Source organism: Ferruginibacter sp. SUN106, assembly GCF_050611765.1.
GTDB lineage: Bacteria > Bacteroidota > Bacteroidia > Chitinophagales > Chitinophagaceae > Ferruginibacter.
Genome location: NZ_JBODJC010000005.1, coordinates 98,016 through 122,889 on the forward strand (window position 1 = coordinate 98,016; position 24,874 = coordinate 122,889).

General features: G+C 36.9%; 25 protein-coding genes and 1 tRNA gene. 3 read left to right on the forward strand and 23 right to left on the reverse strand.

The genetic code is table 11. The features are described from left to right. Positions 1-111: 111 nt before the first annotated feature. Entirely contained in the window at positions 112-1,257 is a 1,146-nt protein-coding gene (locus ACQ334_RS19870; protein ID WP_430990015.1) for a hypothetical protein, read from the forward strand. A gap of 60 nt (positions 1,258-1,317) precedes the next feature. Here the strand turns inward: ACQ334_RS19870 and ACQ334_RS19875 are convergent, their stop codons facing one another. From ACQ334_RS19875 to feoB, 23 genes are all read right to left on the reverse strand, one after another. After that, complete coding sequence (locus ACQ334_RS19875) at positions 1,318-2,607, reverse strand: alpha/beta fold hydrolase (protein ID WP_430990016.1); 1,290 nt, start codon at positions 2,605-2,607, stop codon at positions 1,318-1,320. A gap of 51 nt (positions 2,608-2,658) precedes the next feature. Next, positions 2,659-3,873, reverse strand: coding sequence for a lanthionine synthetase LanC family protein (locus ACQ334_RS19880; RefSeq protein ID WP_430990017.1), 1,215 nt, complete (start codon positions 3,871-3,873; stop codon positions 2,659-2,661). 98 nt (positions 3,874-3,971) lie between these two features. Next, the gene (locus ACQ334_RS19885; RefSeq protein ID WP_430990018.1) at positions 3,972-4,697 is read right to left on the reverse strand and encodes a LytR/AlgR family response regulator transcription factor; all 726 of its coding nucleotides are present in this window, start codon (positions 4,695-4,697) and stop codon (positions 3,972-3,974) included. Between the two features lie 10 nt (positions 4,698-4,707). Then, positions 4,708-5,817: a sensor histidine kinase gene (locus ACQ334_RS19890; RefSeq protein WP_430990019.1), complete on the reverse strand. Its 1,110-nt coding sequence runs from the start codon at positions 5,815-5,817 to the stop codon at positions 4,708-4,710. Then, positions 5,810-7,195, reverse strand: a complete 1,386-nt coding sequence (locus tag ACQ334_RS19895) for a S41 family peptidase (protein WP_430990020.1) — start codon at positions 7,193-7,195, stop codon at positions 5,810-5,812. The genes ACQ334_RS19890 and ACQ334_RS19895 overlap by 8 nt, the downstream gene beginning before the upstream one ends. 120 nt (positions 7,196-7,315) lie before the next feature. Next, positions 7,316-7,504 (reverse strand): hypothetical protein, encoded by a 189-nt coding sequence (locus ACQ334_RS19900; protein ID WP_430990021.1) that lies wholly within the window; start codon positions 7,502-7,504, stop codon positions 7,316-7,318. A gap of 99 nt (positions 7,505-7,603) precedes the next feature. Further along, the gene (locus ACQ334_RS19905; RefSeq protein ID WP_430990022.1) at positions 7,604-8,131 is read right to left on the reverse strand and encodes a hypothetical protein; all 528 of its coding nucleotides are present in this window, start codon (positions 8,129-8,131) and stop codon (positions 7,604-7,606) included. Positions 8,132-8,172: 41 nt separating this feature from the next. After that, positions 8,173-8,328 carry a hypothetical protein gene (locus ACQ334_RS19910; RefSeq protein ID WP_430990023.1) on the reverse strand — a complete coding sequence of 52 codons (156 nt, stop codon included), beginning with the start codon at positions 8,326-8,328 and terminating at the stop codon, positions 8,173-8,175. Positions 8,329-8,375: 47 nt separating this feature from the next. Next, positions 8,376-9,119 (reverse strand): HlyD family efflux transporter periplasmic adaptor subunit, encoded by a 744-nt coding sequence (locus ACQ334_RS19915; RefSeq protein WP_430990024.1) that lies wholly within the window; start codon positions 9,117-9,119, stop codon positions 8,376-8,378. Between the two features lie 26 nt (positions 9,120-9,145). Beyond that, entirely contained in the window at positions 9,146-11,329 is a 2,184-nt protein-coding gene (locus ACQ334_RS19920) for a peptidase domain-containing ABC transporter (protein ID WP_430990025.1), read from the reverse strand. 18 nt (positions 11,330-11,347) lie between these two features. Continuing rightward, positions 11,348-14,503 (reverse strand): lantibiotic dehydratase, encoded by a 3,156-nt coding sequence (locus tag ACQ334_RS19925; protein ID WP_430990026.1) that lies wholly within the window; start codon positions 14,501-14,503, stop codon positions 11,348-11,350. A 127-nt stretch (positions 14,504-14,630) separates the two neighbouring features. Next, positions 14,631-14,819, reverse strand: coding sequence for a hypothetical protein (locus tag ACQ334_RS19930; RefSeq protein ID WP_430990027.1), 189 nt, complete (start codon positions 14,817-14,819; stop codon positions 14,631-14,633). 27 nt (positions 14,820-14,846) lie between these two features. Then, positions 14,847-14,918: transfer RNA gene (locus tag ACQ334_RS19935), tRNA-Glu, on the reverse strand. A 96-nt stretch (positions 14,919-15,014) separates the two neighbouring features. Then, positions 15,015-15,236 carry a class I lanthipeptide gene (locus tag ACQ334_RS19940; RefSeq protein ID WP_430990028.1) on the reverse strand — a complete coding sequence of 74 codons (222 nt, stop codon included), beginning with the start codon at positions 15,234-15,236 and terminating at the stop codon, positions 15,015-15,017. Between the two features lie 132 nt (positions 15,237-15,368). Beyond that, a complete protein-coding gene (locus ACQ334_RS19945; protein ID WP_430990029.1) occupies positions 15,369-15,590 on the reverse strand; it encodes a class I lanthipeptide in 222 nt (73 codons plus the stop codon). Positions 15,591-15,695: 105 nt separating this feature from the next. Next, complete coding sequence (locus ACQ334_RS19950) at positions 15,696-15,902, reverse strand: class I lanthipeptide (protein WP_430990030.1); 207 nt, start codon at positions 15,900-15,902, stop codon at positions 15,696-15,698. Positions 15,903-15,953: 51 nt separating this feature from the next. Then, positions 15,954-16,163, reverse strand: coding sequence for a class I lanthipeptide (locus ACQ334_RS19955; RefSeq protein WP_430990031.1), 210 nt, complete (start codon positions 16,161-16,163; stop codon positions 15,954-15,956). A 38-nt stretch (positions 16,164-16,201) separates the two neighbouring features. Continuing rightward, the gene (locus ACQ334_RS19960) at positions 16,202-16,423 is read right to left on the reverse strand and encodes a class I lanthipeptide (RefSeq protein WP_430990032.1); all 222 of its coding nucleotides are present in this window, start codon (positions 16,421-16,423) and stop codon (positions 16,202-16,204) included. A gap of 32 nt (positions 16,424-16,455) precedes the next feature. Continuing rightward, positions 16,456-16,671, reverse strand: coding sequence for a hypothetical protein (locus ACQ334_RS19965; RefSeq protein ID WP_430990033.1), 216 nt, complete (start codon positions 16,669-16,671; stop codon positions 16,456-16,458). 28 nt (positions 16,672-16,699) lie between these two features. Next, the gene (locus tag ACQ334_RS19970) at positions 16,700-16,918 is read right to left on the reverse strand and encodes a class I lanthipeptide (protein WP_430990034.1); all 219 of its coding nucleotides are present in this window, start codon (positions 16,916-16,918) and stop codon (positions 16,700-16,702) included. Positions 16,919-16,964: 46 nt separating this feature from the next. Then, positions 16,965-17,852 carry a TraB/GumN family protein gene (locus tag ACQ334_RS19975; protein ID WP_430990035.1) on the reverse strand — a complete coding sequence of 296 codons (888 nt, stop codon included), beginning with the start codon at positions 17,850-17,852 and terminating at the stop codon, positions 16,965-16,967. A 15-nt stretch (positions 17,853-17,867) separates the two neighbouring features. Then, positions 17,868-20,279 carry an outer membrane beta-barrel protein gene (locus ACQ334_RS19980; protein ID WP_430990036.1) on the reverse strand — a complete coding sequence of 804 codons (2,412 nt, stop codon included), beginning with the start codon at positions 20,277-20,279 and terminating at the stop codon, positions 17,868-17,870. A 132-nt stretch (positions 20,280-20,411) separates the two neighbouring features. Beyond that, positions 20,412-22,532 carry a ferrous iron transport protein B gene (gene feoB, locus ACQ334_RS19985; protein WP_430990037.1) on the reverse strand — a complete coding sequence of 707 codons (2,121 nt, stop codon included), beginning with the start codon at positions 22,530-22,532 and terminating at the stop codon, positions 20,412-20,414. Positions 22,533-22,761: 229 nt separating this feature from the next. Between feoB and ACQ334_RS19990 the strand changes: the two genes are divergently transcribed. Both ACQ334_RS19990 and ACQ334_RS19995 read left to right on the forward strand, forming a co-directional pair. Then, positions 22,762-24,399, forward strand: a complete 1,638-nt coding sequence (locus tag ACQ334_RS19990) for a M28 family peptidase (protein ID WP_430990038.1) — start codon at positions 22,762-22,764, stop codon at positions 24,397-24,399. A gap of 18 nt (positions 24,400-24,417) precedes the next feature. After that, positions 24,418-24,852 carry an IPExxxVDY family protein gene (locus tag ACQ334_RS19995; protein ID WP_430990039.1) on the forward strand — a complete coding sequence of 145 codons (435 nt, stop codon included), beginning with the start codon at positions 24,418-24,420 and terminating at the stop codon, positions 24,850-24,852. The last annotated feature ends 22 nt before the right edge of the window (positions 24,853-24,874 follow it).

Genomic DNA, 24,874 nt, shown 5'->3' on the forward strand with positions numbered 1-24,874 from the left:
GTCAGGCTACTAAGTTAATAAATAGTCAAACGTTAAAATATATACAACAACAATTCGTTTATGTTCAATGGCACCGGCTTTGTAATATAGCTGTAAAGGAGGAACCTAAATATGAAACAAATTTTACTTATTACTGCAACAGTACTTTTATTAACATCCTGCAAAATCACCAGGGATTATTTATCCCGGGGTGATGAGGATAAGACCTTGTTTGATATTGTAAAAACATTAAACAAACACAGCAGCGATGATTCTGCCACCAGGGCATTGCCCATTGTTTATGACAGGGTGCAACAGGTACACCTTAAAAAAATCAGCGCTTATAAAACTTATAAAGATATCGGCCATTGGGATAAAGTGATTGCCGAATACAGCACACTGCAACAAATGTATGAAGCCATCAGTAGCTCCGGTGCTGCAAGCCGTTTGGTAAATGCCGCCAATTATCAGAATGATATTTACGATGCCAGGCAATCAGCTGCTGAAGATTATTATCAGCTGGCCACAACATTTTTGCAAAGCGACAGGAGGGATGATGCTAAAAAATCGTACAACTATTTTAAAAGATCTGATAATTATGTAAATGGTTACAAAGATGCCAAATCAAAAATGGACGAAGCATTTCAGAATGCGATCATTAATGTAGTGGTTAATCCTGTGCAGGATAATTCCTTTTTCTTTAATACGGGTTGGGGTAATACGGGTTATAATTACAGTAACGAATATTTTCAGCAAACCTTAATACGTGAATTGGGAAGCACTTACGCCAGCCGTTACCCTGCTAAATTTTATACCGATTGGGAAGCAAGAAGAGATAATATTAAACCTGATTGGGTGGTGGATTTAACCTTGCGTAATATGAATATACCAAGGCCAACCTCTTATACCTACAGCCGCAACGTAAGCAAACAAATTGAAAATGGCAGGGATACCAGCGGCAAAACAAAGTATCAGACAGTAAGCGCCACTATCAACATCACCAAACAATCATTTACAGCCCGTGGCCAGATGGATGTAAACATAACAGATGTGAATAGTCGCAAAAGTATCAGTTATAATAGTTACAGTGATGATTACCGCTGGGAAGAAGAGCATGCAACCTACACAGGCGACAGCCGTGCATTAGATACTAATGACTGGGCCATTATTAATAACAGGAATTATAACGAGCCCCGTAAAGAAGATGTATTAAATGAATTGTACCGTAAAATATATCCGCAGGTAAAGAACAGGATCACTTATGCGGTGGACTGGTAAGCAAAAACTAATAAAAAAGAGCCATGCAAAAAAGCCATGGCTCTTTGATATTCATAAGGACTATTTTTCTTTTAAAAAATTTAATACCTGTTCATTAAATGCGGCGGGGTTTTCCACAGGGTAATAATGGGTTTGTTTAGCCGCTATCAATAACCGGGATTTAGAGATATGGGCTGCTATTCCTTTTGTGTGTGCTTCTTTAATAATATCTTTTTGGCCGGCCATTACTAAAACTGGGCAGGAAATTGCTTTAAGGTCTTCGTAACTATGCCTGGGCTCTGTGATCAATAAATTGTATAGTCTTATTGTATTTAAATTACTGCCTGTGGTATCTTTCTTCAGTTTTTCAATAACTGTGTTTACCTGGCGAAAAACTTTTTTGTCCACCACAGTTTTATCAATAAAAACACAAGCGCCCATTGTTACCACTTTTTTTACTTTAGCCGGGTATTTCATTGCCATTATTAAAGCGGTATTACCCCCATCACTCCAGCCTACAATATTTACACTATCCAGGTGTAACTGGTTCAGCAGCTCATTCATATCGTCTGCAAATAAATCATACGTATACATTTTATCATCGCTGGTAGATTTTCCCTGTCCTCTTGTATCTACTGCAATAACCTTATAATATTTTGAAAATTCTTTTACCTGGTCTTTAAATACACCAATTGCCTGCTGGTTACCGTGAAGTAGTAACAATGGGTCTCCGCTACCATAAATTTCATAATAAATTTTAACGCCATTAATATTTGCAACCGCCCCGGCCTGGTCGTTTTCTCCCGGAGTATTTAGTTCGGCGCCGCCAGAGCCGTCAATAACAAGGCAATGTTTTCCTTCAAACGCATATGCCGATGAAATATTTACCAAAAACCCTTTAGGTAAAAGCGGCACAGCCCAGGGAGAGCTTTTGATATCTTCTGTACTTTCAAAACCATTATCGTTACACGGTACTATCTGTTCGTTTACCCGTAATGTAAAACTATCATAACTGTAAATGGCTTTTCCGCTAAATAGGCTGCCAAAACTTAAAGTGTCGGCATCATCATCAAGCTTACCACTAAGTGAATAGGTATTCCAGCTGTTTTTATAAATGGATGGGTTTGAATAAAAAACAGCGCCGGGCTGTCCGTTTTCTTTAACCACTTTTAAAAATAAAATGGCGCCTGCTTTTTCATCAATCTGCCTTACTCTTACTGTTGCCTGTAAAGTAATTTGCTTTCCCCTGAACTCCCTGATCGAAATTTTTTGTCTTACAGCACCCATTGCTGCGGCATCGGTATTCTGGCTAAATAAGGAGTTGTTGTTAAAAAGAAAAAACATCAGTAAAAAGAATTTACATTTTTTCATAGCAGGTAATTTTTTAGCCTATAACAGCAGTATGCTAGTGATACAGGAATTTTACAATAAAAAAGCTTTACCCCAGTTCATTGCTTCGCCTTCATTAATATATTCTGTAAGTACCATTGCCACACCGGCCCACCCTTCTAATATTCCCACAACATTTGCAGCGTATGCATTATTGGCAATTTCATTGTCTACCAGGTCTATTGTTTTTTCAATCCAGTATTCATAGGTTCTGTAGTAGCTAAAGTGTCCGCTTTCGTTGTATAAGCACAGGTAAAATTGCGCAAGCCCTGCCGTGCCATGGCAAAAATGTGTGTCCGTACACAAGGTGTTTTTACCCGATTTTCTTTCCTGTGTTTTAATACCCACTTCGTCGGCTTTTTCTGTGTATTCGCTGTTTAAAAACAATTGCCCGGCACGATATAACAAAAGCACCACATTCAAATCTCCATAGCACCATGCCAGCCTGTTTATACTGGTAATTTTATTGGTAACAGTATTTACAGATACCGGGAATATGGAGAATTCTTCTTCTGCAGGATCGGTGGGTATTTGATTGGACAGTACAAAATCGATGCCCGCTATAATTGTTTTTTCCAGTAACTGCCTGTTATCTAAAAAAGGCCATGCATTCATTAAGATCATCAGCATACCACAGAGGCCATGTGCCAAACCCAAATCAGCAGTGTCTGGGTCTTTTAATCTTTCAATACTGTAATTCTTAAACCACAATCCATTTTGATTTACCATCGCTTTATTACAAACCGCTTCAGTAAGTGCAGTAATATATTTTTTTGCTGTAGCTGAATTCTTATCCCGTGTTGTAAAATAAAACAGCACCCCTAGTGCTCCATGTAAGTAATCAATCTCATCTTTTTCCAGTTGTTCAACAGCAGTATTAAACAAGAAGCTATCCATATCCGAAAATTCGGCATCTATGTCAAAATCTATCAACCCTTCTTTTTGTAAATAATTTACGGTGTAGGCAAAGCCAGCTGCACCGTTACTTAAAGATGCCCCGATTAATCCTCTGCCGCTTTCGTTGATATCTTCAAAAACCTGTGCCAGCAGGTCTTCGGCTTTTTCTAAAATTGCAGGGGATTGCAATACTTTATAGGCATTAAAATAATAGTATAATAAACCCAGGCTACCACCTAAAAAACCGTGGTGGTAAGCAGTATTTGTCTGCAGGATATTATTGATCGCACTTATTTTTTGCCGTGCTGTATCTTTTAAATTTATTGCGGGGATAGTAGTTGCTGTTTCCATATTGCCAAAGATTCAGCAATAACAGCGTATAGTAAATTATATTTTGTAAACCGTCTTTTGGCTGCTGTAAAAAGCCGTTTATTGTAGGTAAAATATTATTAATTGTCTGCCAGCCTGTTACGAACTATTTCCAAAAAAGCCTCTTTGTAGGTACTTCCAATTATTATGTCTGCTTTTTCGTTGTTTTTTAGTTTTATAGAGTTACCGTTGATGGTAGCTATTTTAAAAATGTTTACAATATATGATTTCTGTACTCTTATAAACTGTTCGGCCGGCAGCAGATTTTCCAGTGTACTCATTTTGGTATGGGCAATTATTTTCTTGTTGCCACACACCACACAAACATAATTACCAGTGGCTTCTATGTAATCAATGTCTGTAAGTTCTACCTTTACAAAAGATCCTTTGGTATCGCCCCTAAGCATTATATAGTTTGGTAAACCGGCTGCCGGTTTTTTGTTTTCCTCTGTTTCAAAAATATCAAAAGCTTTTTGGGCGGCTTTTAAAAACCGGGTAAAGGGAACCGGCTTTAACAGGTAATCAATAATATCAAGTTCAAACCCTTCAATAGCAAATTTATCGTAGGCCGTAGTAAAGATCACTTTACATTTTCCCTGTATTGCTTTTACAAAATCAATACCGGTTAAATAAGGCATTTGGATATCCAGGAAAACAAGGTTGATATTTTCTTTATTAATTATTGCCAATCCCTCCACAGGGTTGGTTGTGGTTGCCACACACTTCATGTAGGGCACTTTTTTTACATAATCTTCTATAATTTCAATAGCGGGTTGCTCATCGTCAATTATTAAACAGTTTATCATAAGAGCAATTTTAGTTTTTAGTGCCTACGGGTTTAACGTTAATAAATGGCATTACCAGGTGTACAGTAAAAAAACCATTTGCATCCTCGTGGGTTAAGGTAAAGCTATCTTTCCAGATTAATGTAAGCCGTTCTTTAATATTTTTAAAGCCCAGGCCTGTGGACGAGGTTGCGGCAGCGAATGCTTTTTTATTAATGGTTTTAAACAGCACTTTGTTTTCTGCTTCATTAATGGTGCAATTAATTCGTGCCGGATTATGGGTGTCGTTAAGATCGCCATATTTAATAAGATTTTCAACAAGTGTAAGCAATATCATTGGCACAATTCTTTTATTTAAAAAATTACCGTCTTTTATAAAAACAATATTCAGGCTTTCCTTAAACCTCAACTGGTTGATGTTGATAATACTTTCTACCTGGTTCAATTCATCTTCCAGCATTGCCATACCGCCGGTGGCACTGTTGTCTGCTACAGAATACCGCATCAGTTCAGATAGCAGCAGAATGGCTTCGGCTGCATCAGGATTTGTTTTCCTTGTATCAGAATATAAAAAGTTTAAACAGTTTTGAAGAAAATGTGGGTTTATCTGTGCCCTTAAAAAATTGGTTTCTGATTGAAATAATTTACTGTTAAGCGTAGCTTTCTCATCCTGTAACAAAAGGATTTTATTTTCGTTTTCAAGATTTTTCTTTTCTGTTAGAATTATACTTTTTTCATGTAGTGCAGCTTTGCGCTGGTTTTGCAACGAACGTTCAAAGAAAAAGTAGCCAATAGAATATAAGGAAAAATGTAAGTAATAGGTAATAATGGTGACCAGGTTTTTTTTGGTAAAAAGATCTATCGGTTTACCGGGATTTTGTGCATACCTGTACCAATAAACAAAACCATAAGAAACCACCAGGCTGATTAATAAGAAAAATATACCTAGTGAGATCTTTTTGGGGCTTTTAAGAAATACAAAGTAGAGAAAGGCATAGACTGTATAAAAAACCCAGACCTGGTGTAGTAAAACATTAAAAAAAAGGCTGAAGTTTACATTATCGTTAAGCCCGAAATCTATAAAAGATACGGTAGCTGTATAAATACCAACACCAATAAGATGATATTTTAATTTACTCATAGTAGTTCTTTATTACCTGTATCCAGTCTTCTGTATTTTCATTTATTTGTACATCTGGCTTTATGCCATTGTTATCAAATTTTGGTTGCTGTGTTGTTATTTCACGCTTTGTTGTTCCAACCCAGAATATATAATTTGTTACCGGTAACCGGTAAGTTAGTAAATCAAGATAGTCAACGGCGCCGCCAGTGCTTTCGCCGAAAGTTTTTACAATGGCCTGCTGCTTTAAATATAATACCATCAATTCCGCAGCGCTTCTGCAGCCGTGATTAATTACCAGCGCAACATTTTTAATTTTTGATGTTTCCTTTTTAAAAATTATTGTATCGGGTTTCAGATAAATAAAATGCCCTTTGTTTGCTTCCATTCTTTTAACCGCACTGTTAAGGTCATTGATTTTACTGGTATCATTCCTTGATGCATAAAACTTTTTGTCGGCCAAAGCATCTTCAATTAAATCCTGGCTGCATAGCTTAAATGCCCCAACGGTAACAATTGGTGTATCACCAAAAAAAGGCAGTAGCGAAAAAAAATTATTTATAGTGCCGCCTGCATTATTCCTGATATCAATAATTAAATTTTTACAGTTTGCTAAAATATCTTTGTTTGCTGTAATAAGGCTGTCGTAGATTCTTGCAACTCCTCTTGAGCTAAAGTCGTGCATTTTTACCAATACATTATTACTATCCAGCGCAATAATGGATGGTTTTTCAATAAATGGTTTTTTAGAGCCAAGATAACCGGAATTGTAATTTTTTATTTTATACCATTTCGAAAAGGGGCGGATAAAAAATGTAGTACTGTTTTTGAAATAAGCCTTTGTAATTGTTCTGAACTGCCTTACCGGATCTGTATAATCAACATTTCTTTGGGCATTAAAGTTTTTGTAGAGTTTTATTATTTTGTATCCTGCAGGAATATCTTTGTCTGACTCTATTAAATAGCCTGAATACTCATCCCTGCCTTCATATTTCAGGAATATCACCTGGGTATTTATATCATTTATCCAATAACCTTCGTGGCTATTCTTTTGTGGCGGAGCTGCTGCAGCTTTTTTTAAGTATGTAATATTGGTGGAACAAGCAGTTAAATCAATATTTTTTGTCAATCTAAGTTCATATAGCGCCAGGTGCTGGTCATTAAAAAGGGCCGTTAACTTTGAATATGCTGAAAGGGTATCAGTTGTGGGTTGTGCTGTAATTTCTTTGATTGCGTTTTTAAAGGGCTTTAAATAAATAGTACTATCGTAACCGGCATAAACTGTTTTTATTTTTTGAATAATAAAATCCACATCTTTGTTAGTTGGTGCTGTTTCCTGCGCCTTAGCAAAAAAAACATAAGCCCAACAAAAAGTAAATATAAATACCAGCTTATTCATAGTATAACAACGGTCTTTCAACTTAAAATAGCCTTTACCTTGCGGTAAAAGCGTTAAAAAAAGATGGGGGTATTAAATCTGGTTTACCCCCTTGGTTTTGCTAAATAATTGAATTTACAACTATTTAGTATCATTTGTTGTGGGCCAGGATGTGCAATTTGTTATCCCGGCGTTAGAAGTGTCAAAAGTATTACCTAAGCCGCCAATAAGCATTTTCATTTTTTCGTCGCTGATTGCCAGGTTAGAAATAACAGTTTTGTTAAGTTGCAGTTTTTTACCACTGTTGATTGTAAGGTTCTTTTTGTTCATGATTTATAGTTTTAAATTTATGAGATACAAGTTAAAAAAATGAATAGCCATTATTTTATTTTATCCGCAAAACAGCTTTTGCTATAGGTGAAACTATTTTTACGTAATGTTTTTATAATCCTTTGCCTGCATTTTTGAAATCAGTTTTATCTGGCCCATATGTGACAGTTCGTCTTCTGCAAGGTGATACCAGAAAAACAAATTGTTTGCTTTAGGTACAATAAGATTATCTGCAAGCAGCCATTCATCTGTTTTTAATTTAAAAAGTTCCAGCGTTGTATTGCGTTGCGTTACAAGCAAAGTGATATAATAAGATAATGGTTGGTTCTTTACATAATTAAGCGAAAGTTCTGTTGCATAGCCACCATACCATTCAATCATCTGCTGCTGGTTAAGCTTTTGATTGTAAAAAGTAACCTGCTGAAACTGAAACTCCAATGCTGCAATATGCCTGAGTAATGTAGCTGTTGAGTTGCTGATTCCCTCTGGTAAAAAATCCAGTTCTTCTGTTGTGTAGTTTTCCACCACCTTAAGCGTACAGCTCCTGGCAAATTGCAAAAAACAAATTACCTGGCTGATTGAATGGGTATACCCGTCTATTAATGGATATGGCTTAAGTGTGTTCATGTTTTTAAAAAACAAATGCCCCTTGCTATGGGGCATTTGCCCTACTGGTTTGCTTTTTTAGTTACACAGCTTTCAAGTGTTTGAACGGACAGTGTGCAATACTCTACACCCGTGGTGGTTAGTAAAGAATTACGGTTGTTTTTAAATGCAAGCACTGTTTTTTTCTTTAAACTCAACCTGCTTTTTTTTTGTTTCATGTTTGTATGGTTTAATGATTATTCAATGTATTGTTGTCAATCAGATTTTAGTGAAACTCTGTAAATGCTGCAGCAAGGCTTTTCTTTCCTGAAACAATACCTGCTGCCATAGTTTGTTTAAAAATAAAATTTGGTTTTGGTGAAGTATTATTGTTTGAGATAAATACCAGCCGGGCATCTGCAATCATCTTTTTTGAAATGGTATCAAAGTAAGGAGTGGAGATTATTGTGCAAACCGGTTCTCCATGCAAGCCACCGGACAAAAAGCCGCCATTGAATTTTACTGCTGAACCTAGTTGTACTTTTTGAATATATGCTTCCGGTATCTCCAGTTGCACATCAAATTTATTTTGGGCACCAGCTATACTTACAAGCGATGTTGCAGGTTGCAATATTTCTCCTTGTTGTGGCATTCGCCTCAATAAAACCTTGCAATCATAGGGCGTTGTTATAGCTATTACGTTTGACAAAGCACTATCTGCACCTGTTGCCATCCCGGGTTTTAATACCACAATAGTGTCGCCTTTATGTAACAGTGTATCTCGTTTCAAGTAAAATTTTTCTACCGTTGTTTTTATTTGCGGCGATCGTATAATTGCAAAATGTTCAGGAAGAATTGTTGCACTACACCCGATTATATCTTCATGTTTAACAATGAGAGAAATACAGCAAACCATTATAATTACCAATAACAGCAGCATATTTCCATATCGTACCAATCTTTTAGGAGGTTTATTCAATACTTCATCCAAATCATTATATAACGGCGTTTGATTATTTTGACCAGGCATATTTTTACCAGTTTAAATGTTAATGATCAGGTACCTAATTCAAGTTGATTGCTCACCAGGTTGTAGTAAAATCCTTTTTCGGTGATCAGCTTTTTATGGTGGCCCGATTCTGAAATACTTCCGTTTTGCAGTACCAGGATATTATCCGCATTTTTTACAGTGCTTAGCCGGTGTGCAATTATAACCACAGTTTTGTTTTTGAATATTGCATTCAGGTTTTCGGTGATCAGCTTTTCATTTTTAGCATCCAGCGCACTGGTGGCTTCATCAAAAAACAATACATCCGGATTTTTATAAATGGCCCTGGCAATTAATATTCTTTGTTTTTGCCCGGTACTGATGCCCATTCCGTTGTTGCCTATTTTGGTTTTATAACCCATCGGCAATGTTTTAATAAAATCCTGGATATTGGCAATACGTGCTGCATTTTCGAGTTTTATAATATCAATCAAATCATCGCCTACGGCTATATTGCTTTCAATGCTATCGTTAAAAATATACCCCTCCTGCATTACCACGCCGCATTTATCACGCCATTTACTGTTAGATAAGCTGCCGAACTGCTGGTTACCAATTGTAATGGTTCCGGTGGTGGGTTCATAAAATTTCATCAGTAGTTTTAAAAGCGTTGTTTTACCACTACCACTGCTGCCTACTATAGCTGTTACCTTATTTGCCGGAATAGTGATATTAATATCTTTTAAAACAAAAGGAGTAACCGGGTTATTATCATATTTAAACGAGAGGTTTTCGATGCATATATCGCCACTCTGAATATCTGTGATCTTCTGGTCGTAAATGTTTTCTTCATCCGGTTTATTATGGATCTCGTTAATACGATTCAGGCTTAACGTTGTATCCTGGTATGACTGAAAAAATTCCACCAGTTGTAAAATAGGCGAATTGAGCTGGCCGATTATATAGGAAACAGAAAGCATAACACCAAGGGACACACTACCTTTTACTACAAGGCCGGCTGCTACAATTGTGATGATAATATTTTTAAGCTCATTAATAACCACAGCGCCACCGGACTGCCACTGCTTTAAGGAAAGCGATTTAATATTAATTTTAAACAGTTTTATTTGTAATAATTCCCACTGCCATCTTTTTTTCTGCTCTGCATTATGCAGTTTTATTTCCTGCATGCCAACTATCATTTCATAATTTTTTTCCTGGTTGGCACTCATTTGTGCAAAAAGTTTGTAATCCAGTGCCGCACGTTTTTTCATAAAGAGTGTGATCCATAAAATATACAACAGGCTACCTGCTAAAAAAACAGCAAAAATAAACGGGCTGTATAATGCTAAAACACCGCCAAAAACCAATAACGACAACAGGGAAAAAATGGAATTAATTGCACCGGAAGTAAAAAAACTCTCTACTCTTCTGTGATCGCTTATACGCTGAATGGTATCTCCCACCATCTTGGCATCAAAATATCCCAATGGCAGGCGCATCAGTTTTATAAAGAAATCGGAAAGCAGGTGAATATTAACCCTGGTGCTCACATGAAGCAGCATATAACTTCTTAAAACCTCGATAGCTGTTTTACCTAAAAAAACCATCAATTGAGCCAGCAGCACCATATAAATAAACTGCATGTCCCGGTTATAAATGCCAATATCTACAACGCTTTTGGTTAAAAAAGGAAAGAAAACCTGCAATAAGCTTGCTACTACTAGTCCCGCTATTATTTGCACCATTTCCCTTTTATATTTTAAAACATATTTAAATATGCTGCCAAAATTTTTTTCAGAGCTGGTTTGTTTCTCATCGGGTTCGTCGTGAAATTCGGAGGTTGGTTCCAATGATAAAATAATGCCTTTATCATTATCAATACACCAGGATTTTAAAAACTCTTCTTTGTTGTAGGTTAACAGGCCGTGTGCCGGATCAGACACATAAATCTTATTTTTTTTGATCTTGTATATTACCAGGAAATGTTTTTGATTCCAGTACGCAATGCAGGGAAAGGGTTGTGTTTCCGTTAAATCATCAAAAGAAAGTTTGGCAGCCATGGTGCGGAGTTTTAATTTCTCGGCTGCCTTACTTAAAGAAAGCATACTGGTTCCGGACCGGCTTGTAAATGTAAGTGACCTGAAATACTCCAGCGAAAATGTTTTGCCATAGAATTTACATATAATGCGCAGGCAGGATGGTCCGCAATCCATTTCGTCGTACTGTTTATAATGAGGAAACTTAAACATGTGAATTTTTTTTTGTTATTAAACCGCCATTTTTAATGCCACTATATTTTTGTCAGCCGCTTTCTCCCTTGCAACCCTGGATTTGTAAAAGCAATGTAACAGATCGTATATAACCAACTCATGTTCCCGGGGACTACTGGTAACAATGCGGTTTACCAGCATGTGTATGTAACTGGCCATTGTTTCTGATAGCGCAGGAGACGCATTTTTTGTTTTCTCCTTTTCTAACATTGTCATCAACACAGGCCGCATTGCCACAGTTTTTTCTTTTAGAATTTTAACCAGTGAAAACAGGGGATGGGTTTCATCAATCGCAGTATTCATGATTTGTTCTATAGCAGTTTTATGCGCCCTGTATTTGTTACCAAGAAATTCTTTAAGAAATTTATTCGAATTGAATTCAGTATGGTAAGATGTTTTCAAAAGCTCCAGCAATGCCATTTTTTGTGCTGTTGTATAATTAAAGGCATTCAACCATTCATCTATTGCCCTGAAGGTCCATTGCCAGCGCAACTGTTCCCTGTTATCTCCTTCGGTTTGGTCCAGAAATTTTAATACGGCAAGACTATCGTGAAAAAAAAGTTTTTCTGCCTCCGTAATGGTTTGGTGGCCGTACCGGTTTATTTCTCTTTTATACGTATCGTTCTGAATATTCCAGATAAGCCGTTGTTGCAAAAACGGTTCTAAATGCTGCTGCACTTGTTTTAATAAAATGCCTAGATTTTCTATAGTGGTAATATGAAAACGTACACGAAGGTGAAAATGAGGATCATTATACCGGATGAAGAAAAAAGAGTCGATGATATTATTTGCGGTTAGTTGCTGCACCAGTGGTTGTATTACGCTTTGCAAAACAGTATCTGCTGTTTTATGGCCGCAATACAATTTATAATAAACCCATTCTGTACCCAGTGTAAAGTTCTTTTGCGTGTCAGTAATCAACAGCATTTCCTTTTGCGGTTCCGGAAAATTGTAAGCAGCGGTATTACGCATCAGCACGGCAATAAACTGGTTGGCATATAAATTTCCTGTACTGTCTTTAACCGCACTGCTTTTTGTTCCACCTAAAAATTCTTTAATGATAAAACTACCCCTGTTTTTTACAGCTTCCAGCCAAACATCTACCATCAACTTATCGTGCAGGTTAATCAGTAATTCATTATCACCATCTGCCAGTACAATAAGTGATGGCAACCGCCATGTTTCTTTAAACTGGTTAATTGCAATAGTAAAATCGTTGTCCTGCTTATTAAGCAGCATTTCAATATCTTTTTTTACAAAATTCCACTGGGCTTCTTTAAGCACCACGTTTTTGTAAACAGCTCTTGGTAATTGCTTAAACTGGTTTTCCAAAATTCCCCAGTTAAAAAGAATACCAGCTTGTTTTCCCTGTAATTGCAAGTCGGCTAAAAACTGGTAAATAGGTAGGGCACCAAAACTATAGTTGTGTGCAGAACTTAACCTGGGTATAATAATTTTATTCAGTTTTTTTGACCGTAAAAAAACAGTGTTCGCTTTTACACTTACCATCAAATCACCTAAGGCGATCTGGCAATCAGCAGTTACAGCAGACTTCGATAAAAAGGGTATCTCATATTTTCTGAACGAAGGGTGCAATAAAATATTTCCAATTCTGCTCTCAGGAAGATGTACAATTTCTGCAAAAATAACAGAAGGGTTTTTTTCATCCTCATCTTTCACTACGTCGTCAATTATAGCATGGATATCTTTATTACCATGGGCAAATCTTGCCAAAAGATTTGCTGCACTGGACGAGCCGCTGTTTTCCAGCAAAATACGATCATCATCCAGCAAGCGGAATATTACGGAAAGAGAAGGTGGCAGGCTGTCCCAGCCGTTTTTAAAATCTTTAAAATCAGGCTCTTGAAACTCAATTACATTTTGCCTGGTTTCAGTTGCACTTAGCAGTTTGCCAAACAAAAATTTGTCTCTTACACTCCATTCAAATTTACTGTCGCCAGGTGTACCGGCAATAGCCATTCCATCCAGTAAGGGTGTTATATTTCCGGTATGTTGGTCAGCATAACCTATACCGGTTTCATTATCCAAAACTTCCAGTAGTGGCAATTCTGCATCTTCATAGCGTTCGTAGAACCGGCTGGCAAACGCAGTTAAATTGGGATTTGCAATTGTTTTATTGGTAAGGTTAATAATATTCAGTGCCTCTGCAAGTTCAGTCTTAATGCTGCTGTTTATTTTATTTGCAGTCAGTTTTATATTTAAATCACACTGAAATAGTTTATTAAGTTCAAAAGGTAGGTTAAGCTTTTTAAGGCAGTCTGTAATTTCAGTGTATGCGGTACTGTCATTAATACTATTTGTATCAATACATTTAATTAATGCATTGATCTGCTCCAGCATACCCGTTATCTCATTAATTGCAGTTTCAGACGCAGTGTTAATTTTTTTAAGTACAGAAATAATCTGGTATAAAAATTCACTGCCTGTTACCGACGGTTCCATTTCGCTTACTACAAGTTGTGCAGCAATTATTTCGTCAATAAATTCAGCCGCTTCTTCCTGTGTAATATCTTCTCCTACCAGGCGGTTAATCATGTTCTGCACAGTTATGCCATCTGCTGCTGCCTGTAATATATCTAATGTATAATCAGAAGCCAGTACTGCGCTGATGATATGCTTGCGGCGTCCGTTTCTGTAATGGTATTCCACATACCTTATTTCTTCTGCCATTTTATAAAACGCACTGTTGGGATAATACAGCAGCTTGCTTTTTATAAACGGGAGTGCAGCAATATGCTGGGCCAGGGCACAGAGATAGTGCATATCAAAACGTGTATGCCGGTCGAGCTTATTTTCGGTATCAATAATTATTGATGTTTCATTATCATCCCATGCTGTTACGGCGCAACCCGAAAACAAGCCAAAAGGTGTGCACCTGCTGCTCATGCGTAAGTGATATTTGGCAAGGGAAAATATCAGCTTTTTAATACCCTTTGTATCAGACATAGCACCCTGTGCGTATTTTAAAAGCTCTTCATGTAATACCGGTGAGGCAAGGAATAATGCTTCCAAAAAATTCTTGTCTTTCAGCAACTGTTGTAAAAAATCATTTTCGGTACCAACAGAAGTGCGTAAGGAATTTTGAGGCGTACGCATAACCAGTTTAGGATGATATGTATATGGTATTGGCATAGTGCTGTAAGTTTTAAATACTGAATATATTTTCTACCTTTGTTAAGGTTTCATGTTTGTAACCTTGTTATAAACATGCCCCCTGGCTTTTATTGGCCGGGGGATTTTTTTACCCCCTGTTTCCTTTTTACATAATTCCATTTTCAGAAGTACACTTTGGTGGAAATGTGCACTTGCAGGTTTGCTCAAACATTGAAGCCAGGGTTGTAGTTATCGTCCAGGTAGCATCACCTCCTTTTATTTTTGCCAGGCCCTTGCTGGAAAGGTTGTAAATAGTTTTTTTACCCAGTTTAATTTTTTGATTTCCGGTTTTCATGTTAAATTTTTAAGGAGAAAAATTTTGTACCACATACAGGAATCGAACCTGTGATTCATTCGTGAAAGGAATGCGTCTTAACCCCTTGACCAATGCGGCATTTTTTGATTTTAAAAATTTAATTATACCCCGGCATAAATCAGGCTCATGCCGGGGACAATTTTTGTTATACCCTGCGATGTTTAAACTACCTCATTACAGGATAATTGTAATGATAATAGTACATAGGCTTACTGTACAAAGAGCAGTGGTGCAGGTTTGTGTTTCGCCACAGCATGCAAAGCCTGTACAATTTCCGATAGATGTGGTCCAGGCTTCTTGTGCACCACCTTTAATAGTGTTTAAATCTGCATTTGACAAATTTGAAACTGCTTGTTTTTTTAATTGCAGTTTGCTTTTGGTTTGATTCGGTTCCATGTTTGTAAATTTTGCCAAAACACAACTTTTATAAATTTTAAACCGGTTAAATTATACCCCGACATATCGGTGTGGCTTTATGCCGGGGATAATTTCAACATTGAAAAAACCTTTGTTTCAATACTGCAATCCTTAAGCTAAGGTTGTAATTAATGAAAGGCAAAGGTTTACAGTACATAACTGTGTGCCGCAGGTTTGTGATGCGGTACAACACATAAAGCCTGTACAATTTCCAATTGATGTTGTCCAGGCTTCTGCTACTCCGCCTTTAACGGTGCTTAATTCAGCGTGAGTTAAATTTGAAACAGCCTGCTTTTTAAGTTGCAGTTTGCCTTTAACCGGATTTGGTTTCATGTTTGTCGGTTTTGATTTTTAATAATTTCCTACTCTGTTATTAAGGTTTTCGGATTCCCCTTCTTCCTTTTGGCCAAAGAAATATTTTGAATGCTATACTTTTTATCAGTTCACAGAAATGGTACAGGTAAACAGGGTTGCACAATCATATATTGTATGAGTAAGGCACCAGGTAAAACAAAGAATCTGTGAAGAGGTGGTAGCATCTCCATCACCTGCACCGCCTTTAATAGTTTTCATCTCATGTAAGGAAAGATTTGAAATGGCCTGCTTTTTAAGCTGCAGCTTTCCTTTTGACTGATCTTGTTTCATGGTTGAAGGTTTTATGTTGTACTGATTTTTCGGAAACCTGGTTATCCTGTTTTATAAAAGGGTGATTGTGACAATAGTTTCAGTTATTGTAGTTAATGTAGTGGTACACTCTCCACAGGTTTGCGAACAACAAAATGTTACCCGGGTTTCTGTTACCTGGTCTCCTATACCGCCATTGATAGCTTTTAATTCACTATTGGATAAATTGCAAATGGCTTGCTTTTTAAGTTGCAGCTTGCTTTTGGTTTTAATTTCTTTCATATTGTATGATTTAATAAAAGTGTATATTTAATGAGGTACTACTGTGTGTATGTAGGATAGATAGTGCTGTCGCAGGCCAGATTACATGTACATGTAGCAGTCGGTGGTGGTTCGCAACAGAAAAAACCTGTACAATTGCCCACAGAAGTTGTTCTTGCTTCTGCTACTCCGCCGTTTACCATTCTCAATTCCACATTAGATAAATTTGAAATGGCCTGCTTTTTAAGTTGCAGTTTGCTTTTGATAAGATCTGGCTTCATAATTTTTAAGTTTGTATGCTTTTAAATGACCTTTACAAGAATATTGTTGTGCAAATAGTTGTACACGTGAGATTTGTTGGACAGGCATCTGTTTGCGGCTCACAACAAAAAATTCCCGTACATGCTCTTTTTGATGTGGTCAAGGCTTCTTCATTGCCACCTTTAATACTATGCAATGCTGTAGCTGTTAAATTGTAAACTGCTTGTTTCTTTAACTTTAATCTTCCTTTATTCGGGTTTTGTTTCATTGCTGTATTTTTAAAAATTTTTCAGGTACTAAATTGTAATCGTTGTTGTAAAGCAGGCTGTACAATCTGTAAAACTGCAATTGATCGTTGGTGGTGGTTCACAACATAAAAATCCGGTACATGCTCTTTTTGAAGTAGTCCATGCTTCTTCATTACCCCCTTTAATATTATTTAACTGCGGATTTGTCAAATTAGAGACCGCTTGCTTTTTCAGTTGCAGCTTCGTTTGTAATTGTTTCGGTTTCATGTTTGTTACTTTTAATTTTTACGTCTTTATTTTAATTTCTACAGCATTAATTTAAAACCGGGGTGATGGTATATCCTTTTGCTGCCAGTATTTCAAAAACAGAAAAATCGCTGTAAACAATATTGGAAAACTGTATCGAGAAAAACCCTGGTCCTGCTTTAAGCGCCTGCTCAATTTTATCTGCCACAAAAAAAACATGCTGTTTCTGTATATCGGTTTTATACAACTGCATAAACAGCGGGTTGTTATTGTATAATTGTTGCAATTCTTTTATATCCCTGGCCTGGTATAAATTAGCCTCCTGTTTATATTGCGCCTTAACTTTGTCTTCATTATCCAGCAGGTAACTGATATTTTTTTTCCAGTAATAGTTATCTGTTTTTCCTGATTCAGCTAAAACATCATCAATACTTTGCAGTGCGGCAAATTCCTTATTGGTTTTTTTTGCTATAGAACGTAAGTCTATTTCATAAGCAAGTCCCTGGCTTTCGGTACCGCATGGCCCTGCAACCGAAGCAAGCATATAATAAATCATATTCAGTTTATACGCCTGAAGTTGCGGTAATGCCTGTGCCGGGTAGCCGGCATCTTTAAGTTTATTCTCAAAGGCTGATACCTGGCCGGCAGAGAGATTATTTTTTATTTTCTGAGAATCGGCAGTGGCAAAATTTGCCCTGGCCAGTTTCCCGGCATCTTTACTTCCATATAAATCATATTCCACTATTACTGTCTTTACCTTATTTAAAGCGTCTTTTGATTTTTCATCAAGTTTCAGGTTTTGATCACAGCTTTTACCGGTAAGATAAATAAAGGAACTCTCTGTTATTCCGTTACCGCTAACCCTCCATAAATTAGTATTTTGCAATGGTATTTTTTGTGCTGTTACTGTAAGTATATACAGTAGGGTAGCCGCAAGAGTTATTAGCTTTTTCATATTATTTTTTTGTTGTTAATTAATTCTGTTTTTTATATCGGATAATTTTGATTGTCGCTCTCTTTTGCTTCTTACATTTTTATTTCCGAAACTGTACCGGCAGGTCAATTTTAAGAACCAGCTTTCGGGTTTTACTTTTTTATCTGAAACCACTCCCTGGTAATCGGTATGCATCTTTATAACCTGTGTATTTAAAACATCGGATACAGATAGTTTGAACAACAGTTTGCTTTTCAAAAAGCTTTTTGCCAAACCTGCGTCTGCATAGTAATAAGGTTTCATTTCAAATATGCCTGAAACCAATGTGCTGCGGTATGCAATGGAACAGTCTGCAGTAAGCCCTTTCTTAAAAACCAGGTTATTGCTTAGCTGTATACCATAAAACGGGTTTTGGCTTTGGTGCTGTGTATAGGAGCTTGTGTTTACATTATACTTAAAATACCCACCATACACATTGGCATTCATTTGCCACACCTGCAATAATTTTTTTGAATAGTTGAGGTAGAGATAACCCACATCTGAACCTTTAAAATTAGCATAGCTTGAAACCGTAACATTATTTTGTGATGCATAACTTACGCCCAGTGATTTTACCGAGTGTGAGTATTCAATACCCATAGTAAGGCTTTGTTTTAATGAATAGCTTATTGAAAAAGCATGATTAATCTGCGGATCTAAGTCAGGATTACCCTTACTGTATGCGTATTGATTCTGATAAACAATGAACGGGTTTACAAACTCAAAACCAAAACGTTGTATACTTTTCCTGTAACTGAACCCGAATTCATTATTGGGATTTTTTGTAAACGATGCCTGAACAAAAGGGAAAAAATCGATATAGCTTTTTTTATTTAACTGCTGTATTGTTACCAACTTTCCTACGGTATTGGTTTGCTCTATTCTCAGCCCTGTTTGTATGTTCCATTTTTTTATACTGCGTATATAATTTACATAAGCAGCATTTACATTTTCTTTATAAATAAAGTGATTGGTTTTTCCGGCATCAGTTTTCCAGCCCGTACCCGTATTTGTTTGCCATACAATATCATTATCCGTAATGGTATACCCGGTTTTAACACCCATTTCCCATTTGGCTTTTTTAGCAGGTAATGTGTAGTCTGCTGTTAATGAGTATACATTTATATTGGCGGGTGAGTTATCTTTTAAGTAATCGGGATTTATATATTCTTCACCATAGGCATTATAATACCGGTTTATAAAATCATCGCTCCAGGTTTTATTATAATTGAGATAGTCGGCATTAATTATCAATTCCTTGCCGGTTGTATCAAGTATGGTTTTGTAGTAGAAGTTAACAGCCGGGTTTTTAAATACAGCTCTTCCTGTTGTAAATACTTTTGAAACGGAATCAGCAGTATTGGTGGCATAATGCAACGAAGCGGTATTGGTAACATCTCTGTCACGGTAATTAATGTACCCTGTAATTAAAATACCAAAACTGTTTTTCTTATTGATATCATAATCTAAACCAAGCTTAGCTGCATTGTTATTTCTTTTGCGTACTTCTTCTTCATCAGAAGAAATGATGCCGTTACTTACGTACCGCACACCGGTGGTTTTATAAAACTGGGCTTCGTGATTAAAACTGTATCCTCCGTAAATATTGGTTTTTTTATTCCGGTTATTAAAGTCAATACCCGTATTAGCTCTTAGATATTTACCGGTTCCAATGCCGGTTGTAAGTACATAGCTGGTTCCAAAAGATTTGTTTTTAACTAAAATAATATTTACCACAGCTGCTCCCGTAGCTTCATATTTTGAAGAAGGATTAGGCAAAATTTCTATTTTTTCGATGCCTGATGCCTGCAGGTTGTTAAGCATATTTACCAGGTCATCGCCGGTGAGATTAGAGGGGCGGCCATTTATCAAAACAGTTATTGATTTTCCTCTGAAATTCAGTTGATCGCCCTGTGCTATAATTCCCGGAGCATTTTTTAAAGCATCGTAAGCATTTCCCCCGGAAGCTACCGGGCTTTGAGCTATGTTTAAAACGATCTTATCAGACTTAAGCATAAGATAAGGCGGCTTTGCCTTTACTGTTACGCCTTTTAAATCTTTAACTGCTATGGCCAGGTAAATTGCATCAATAACAGCGTGCTCTTCATCTATAAATACAGAATCTTTAACCTGAGTGGTATGGCCGGTAAAAGCTACTTCAATTGTATAGAAGCCGGCCCGGGAAAATGGTATTACGTAAGCACCTGCTGTATCAGTAATTTCTGTTTTATAAAATAACCTGTCGGCATGAGATTTTAATATAACTGTTGCATTTTGTAAAGGAGTTTTAAGTGCCGCATCAAATACCCGGCCTTTTATTGTAAATGTTTGTGCACGACAAAAACCGGTGCTAAAAAAAATTATAGCTACTGTAATTATGACTTTTAAATCAAATACTGCTTTTTTCATTGCTTCCTGATTTGTTTAATAAAAGTAGAAAGCAGAAAAAACTATATTTAATTAATTCCTCAAATGAAAGATTAAGAAGGGTGAAAAGCAGTTTTTATGTTGTAAATGAAAAACGAAAACCAGGTATTCTGCCTATTTTACCAGCACATATACCAGCCAGCTCATAAAATACGCCAAGCCGGTCATATAGATCAATTGTATCACCGGCCATTTCCAGCTACGGGTTTCTCTTTTTACAATGGCGAGTGTGCTCATGCATTGCATGGCCAGTACATAAAATATTAATAGTGATAATCCTGTAGCAAGATCATAAACTTTGGTACCATCGGGCCTTACAGCTGCAGACATTTTCTGGCGCAGTGTGCTGTTGTTGGCATCAGCATCTTCTCCCACACTATATAAGGTGGCCATGGTGCCTACAAAAACTTCTCTTGCGGCAAAAGAAGTAATTAAAGCAATACCAATTTTCCAATCGTAGCCCAGTGGCCTTATTGCTGGTTCAATCGCTTTACCCAAAGTGCCGGCAAAAGAGTTTTGTAATAAAGCTGTTTTCCGTTGCTTATTTAATTCATTAGCCTGCGAAGGGTTTGCAACAATCAGTTGTTCGTATTTGGTGGTAACGGCCTGCATTTTTTCTTTAGGCCCGTAAGTACTTAAAGCCCATAATAACAGGCTTATCACCATAATTACTTTACCGGCATCAAACACAAATATTTTTGCTTTTTCAATCATGGTGGCCAGGGCATTGCTCCATCTTGGCCCACGGTACACCGGTAGTTCTAAAATAAAAAAACTGCGTTCGGTTGTTTTAATAAACCACTTTAACACCCAGGCCACAATCAAAGCCATTACAGTACCTAATAAATACAATCCCATCATTACCAAACCTTGCAAACTCAAAAAGCCAAAGTATAATTTAGAAGGGATAATTAATGCAATTAATATAGTGTATACGGGCAATCTTGCGCTGCAGCTCATCAATGGCGTTACCATTATGGTGAGTAGTCTTTCTTTTTTATTTTCAATATTCCTGGCGCTCATTATAGCTGGTACGGCACATGCAAAACCACTGATCATCGGCATTACACTTTTTCCATTCAGGCCCACCTTACGCATGAGCTTATCAGTTAAAAAACTTATCCTTGCCATGTAGCCGGTATCTTCCAACAATGTTATCAGCCCAAACAATATCATTATCTGCGGAATAAAAACCAATATACCACTCAGGCCTGCTACAACGCCATTAATTAACAGGTCACTCCACCAGGTTTGGGATAAATGATTGCCCAGCCAACCGCCGAGTTGTCCGAATATCCATTCAATAGCATCCATAGGGTATTGCGCCACCCAAAAAACACTTTGAAATAATAAGAATAACACGGACAATAAAATGATATAGCCCCAGTATTTGTGTAATAAAATATTATCCAGTTTTTCGGTAAACAAAGTTCTTTGCAGCGGATCGGCTTCTATAACCGTTTGCTGCATAATATGCTTAATGCGTCCATAACGCTGCATAATTTCTTCGGCCTGCGTTCTGGTAGGATTAAATTTATGCTCTGCCTCAATATTTTCAATCAGTTCCTGCGTTGGGTTATCCAGCAAAAAATGTTCATGGTTAATTAAATAATGTACTGTTCTGTAATTACTGAATTCCGGAAAATGCTTTTTTAATGCGGTAACAGGCGCTTCGGCAATAGCACTGATATCTATAAAATCCCTTGGGGCATTCTGTTGCATTTTTTCAGCTACCAGTTCAATCGATTTTTTAAGTGGCGCAATGCCTTTGTTTTTTCTTGGATTGATGGAAACAATGGGCACTCCTAATTCTCTTTCAAGGCCCGGAATATCAATCTGGGTTCCTTTTTTAGCTGCCAGGTCCATCATCGACAAAGCCACTACCACCGGAATTTTTAGGTCAATGATCTGGGAACAGAATAAAAGATTACGCTTAAGGTTGCTGGCATCTGCCACCAGTAAAACCATATCCGGCTTTACGGTTTCATCCTGGTTTAGTAAAACTTTGTAGGCCACCCATTCGTCTGCCCGTTTGGGATAAAGGCTGTAAGTACCGGGTAAATCAATAATAGTAACATCAAAACCGGGAGCAATATTGGTAGTGCCGGTTTTCTTATCTACAGTAACACCAGGAAAATTACCCACTTTTTGATTTAAGCCGGTAAGGGCATTAAAAAGTGAAGTCTTTCCGCAGTTAGGATTGCCTACTAATGCTATGTTTAACTTTTTGCTCAAAATTTGGATGCTGCAAAATTAACATCATTAAATGGTTTGCGGTTACGAAATAAGAAACAAGGCTTTTAGCAATAATTTGATATATTATTTAATCATTTAGTCATTAGCTGAATTACCTTTGCTCCATCTCATTAAAAATTTAGTATGAAATGAGCCATAACAAAAGTTGTTGCCAAACAAAAATGCTACTGGCGAATTCCATGTGACTAAAATCAATAAAAATAAACACATGAAACGTATTGTCTGGCTCGTTGTTTTAACCTCCCAGTTTGTTGCTGCGCAAAAATTAAAGAAGGCAGATAAAGTTATTGTAACCAATTTACAAACCCATATAGGTTTTTTAGCCGACGATAAATTAGAAGGCCGGAGAACCGGAAGCGCCGGAGAAAAATTAGCCTATGAATATATCAGTGGCGAGTTTGGTAAAACAGGCTTAACACCCAAAGGCGATAACGGAACATTTATACAGGCATTTGAAGTAAACGAAGGCAAACAGATCAATCCTTCTTCTCATTTAATTATAAATGGTTTCGACCTTGATGTGGAAAAAGAATATTTCCCTTTTATTTTTTCACCTAATGCATCTTTAGAAGCAGCACCATCCATGGCTTTAAGAGAAAGTGGTACCGTATGGTTCTGGGATCTGAAGGATAAACTGGAAGAAAATAAAACTAATCCGCATTTTGATTTAACGGATGCTATAAAAATAAAAGTAAATGATGTTGCCACTAAGGGCGCAACAGGATTGATCATTTATAATACATCTTCTATTGCTGATGATTTAAAATTTGAACCCAAAGCAAAAAGCGAACTGGTAAAAATTCCGGTGTTGTATGTTACTCAAAACATCAAGAAAAAATATTTGTATGATGAAACGGCTACTATAGACATTAAACTGAAAGTAGATATTGGTGATAAAAAAAGAATGGGGCATAATATTGTTGGCTACATCGATAACGGCGCTGCTACAACAGTAATTCTTGGTGCTCATTACGATCATTTGGGTTATGGAGAAGACCATAACTCATTATATACCGGTACCACGCCACAAATACATAATGGCGCTGATGATAATGCCAGTGGCACTGCTGCATTACTTGAGCTGAGTAAATTATTAAAAGCATCAAAGTTTAAAAACAACAATTATTTGTTTGTTTCTTTTTCTGGTGAAGAACTGGGACTGTTTGGCAGTAAATATTTTACAGAGCATCCGGCTATTGATTTAAGTAATGCCAATTACATGATCAATATGGACATGGTGGGCCGGTTAAATGACAGTACACACGGCTTAACCATTGGCGGTTATGGCACTTCGCCGGTGTGGGGGCAATTACTTACCGAAAAAGATAAATTCTTTACCATAAAATTTGACAGCAGCGGTACCGGGCCAAGTGATCATACATCTTTTTACAGGAAAGATATTCCGGTATTATTTTTCTTTACCGGTGTGCACAGTGATTATCATAAACCCAGTGATGATGCCGACAAGATTAATTATACCGGCGAATTACAGGTAGTAAAATATGTGTACAACATTATAGATGCCGCTAATAAAAAAGGGAAATTAGCTTTTACTAAAACAAGAGAAGCTGCTGCAACAGGTAAAAACAGTTTTAAAGTAAGCCTGGGTATTATGCCGGATTATACTTTTAGTGGCGGCGGAGTTAGGGTAGATGGTGTTAGCGAAGGAAAAATGGCACAGAAGATTGGCATTAAAGCGGGAGATATTATTGTACAGTTAGGTGATATAAAATTTTCTGATGTACAAAGTTATATGGGTGCATTGGGTAAATTTAATAAAGGCGATGCAACAAAGGTAAAAGTGAAGAGGGGGAATGAAGAGTTGTTGTTTGATATTGTTTTTTAAATTGGTATTACTATAAAAATGAAATTAAAAATTGACAACGAAACCTTAGCGCAGGAGTTTTTTGAAGACTCTTTGTTACTAGGTATTGTTGCACCCGTTAAAGATTACCAGTTTAGCTGGCAACTGAACCAGATACTGGGTTTTAATTTTCGGGTGAATAACGATTTTGAAATTCAGCTGACCAAGAAAGACCGTAAATATTTCTTTGCCATTTACGAATACGCTGTACCTTCTACCTGCCTGGTACATTATTTATACAACAACCAGTTTGATGGGGAATATTTATTGCCTGAATTTAAACACCTTGATTTTTTGTGGTTGATAAAAGGAGAAGCGGTATCACCGGAAGAATTAAAATCTCTGATGCAATCCATACGTTCTTTACCTGGCGTGCAACTGGTGAACGAAATGACGAATGAAAAGATAAAACATAAGCAGCACCTGATTTTTTAATGGATAATGTTATAGTGAATAA

Excerpts from the sequence above, each read along its gene's own strand:
- ACQ334_RS19890 (WP_430990019.1), bottom strand. The coding sequence starts at position 5,817 with ATGAGTAAATTAAAATATCATCTTATTGGTGTTGGTATTTATACAGCT.
- ACQ334_RS19885 (WP_430990018.1), bottom strand. The coding sequence starts at position 4,697 with ATGATAAACTGTTTAATAATTGACGATGAGCAACCCGCTATTGAAATT.
- ACQ334_RS19875 (WP_430990016.1), bottom strand. The coding sequence starts at position 2,607 with ATGAAAAAATGTAAATTCTTTTTACTGATGTTTTTTCTTTTTAACAAC.
- ACQ334_RS19915 (WP_430990024.1), bottom strand. The coding sequence starts at position 9,119 with ATGCCTGGTCAAAATAATCAAACGCCGTTATATAATGATTTGGATGAA.
- ACQ334_RS19870 (WP_430990015.1), top strand. The coding sequence starts at position 112 with ATGAAACAAATTTTACTTATTACTGCAACAGTACTTTTATTAACATCC.
- ACQ334_RS19940 (WP_430990028.1), bottom strand. The coding sequence starts at position 15,236 with ATGGAACCGAATCAAACCAAAAGCAAACTGCAATTAAAAAAACAAGCA.
- ACQ334_RS19895 (WP_430990020.1), bottom strand. The coding sequence starts at position 7,195 with ATGAATAAGCTGGTATTTATATTTACTTTTTGTTGGGCTTATGTTTTT.
- ACQ334_RS19900 (WP_430990021.1), bottom strand. The coding sequence starts at position 7,504 with ATGAACAAAAAGAACCTTACAATCAACAGTGGTAAAAAACTGCAACTT.
- ACQ334_RS19930 (WP_430990027.1), bottom strand. The coding sequence starts at position 14,819 with ATGAAAACCGGAAATCAAAAAATTAAACTGGGTAAAAAAACTATTTAC.
- ACQ334_RS19955 (WP_430990031.1), bottom strand. The coding sequence starts at position 16,163 with ATGAAAGAAATTAAAACCAAAAGCAAGCTGCAACTTAAAAAGCAAGCC.
- ACQ334_RS19960 (WP_430990032.1), bottom strand. The coding sequence starts at position 16,423 with ATGAAGCCAGATCTTATCAAAAGCAAACTGCAACTTAAAAAGCAGGCC.
- ACQ334_RS19920 (WP_430990025.1), bottom strand. The coding sequence starts at position 11,329 with ATGTTTAAGTTTCCTCATTATAAACAGTACGACGAAATGGATTGCGGA.
- ACQ334_RS19975 (WP_430990035.1), bottom strand. The coding sequence starts at position 17,852 with ATGAAAAAGCTAATAACTCTTGCGGCTACCCTACTGTATATACTTACA.
- ACQ334_RS19910 (WP_430990023.1), bottom strand. The coding sequence starts at position 8,328 with ATGAAACAAAAAAAAAGCAGGTTGAGTTTAAAGAAAAAAACAGTGCTT.
- ACQ334_RS19950 (WP_430990030.1), bottom strand. The coding sequence starts at position 15,902 with ATGAAACAAGATCAGTCAAAAGGAAAGCTGCAGCTTAAAAAGCAGGCC.
- ACQ334_RS19970 (WP_430990034.1), bottom strand. The coding sequence starts at position 16,918 with ATGAAACCGAAACAATTACAAACGAAGCTGCAACTGAAAAAGCAAGCG.
- ACQ334_RS19880 (WP_430990017.1), bottom strand. The coding sequence starts at position 3,873 with ATGGAAACAGCAACTACTATCCCCGCAATAAATTTAAAAGATACAGCA.
- ACQ334_RS19905 (WP_430990022.1), bottom strand. The coding sequence starts at position 8,131 with ATGAACACACTTAAGCCATATCCATTAATAGACGGGTATACCCATTCA.
- ACQ334_RS19990 (WP_430990038.1), top strand. The coding sequence starts at position 22,762 with ATGAAACGTATTGTCTGGCTCGTTGTTTTAACCTCCCAGTTTGTTGCT.
- ACQ334_RS19980 (WP_430990036.1), bottom strand. The coding sequence starts at position 20,279 with ATGAAAAAAGCAGTATTTGATTTAAAAGTCATAATTACAGTAGCTATA.
- ACQ334_RS19995 (WP_430990039.1), top strand. The coding sequence starts at position 24,418 with ATGAAATTAAAAATTGACAACGAAACCTTAGCGCAGGAGTTTTTTGAA.
- ACQ334_RS19945 (WP_430990029.1), bottom strand. The coding sequence starts at position 15,590 with ATGAAACCAAATCCGGTTAAAGGCAAACTGCAACTTAAAAAGCAGGCT.
- ACQ334_RS19925 (WP_430990026.1), bottom strand. The coding sequence starts at position 14,503 with ATGCCAATACCATATACATATCATCCTAAACTGGTTATGCGTACGCCT.
- ACQ334_RS19965 (WP_430990033.1), bottom strand. The coding sequence starts at position 16,671 with ATGAAACAAAACCCGAATAAAGGAAGATTAAAGTTAAAGAAACAAGCA.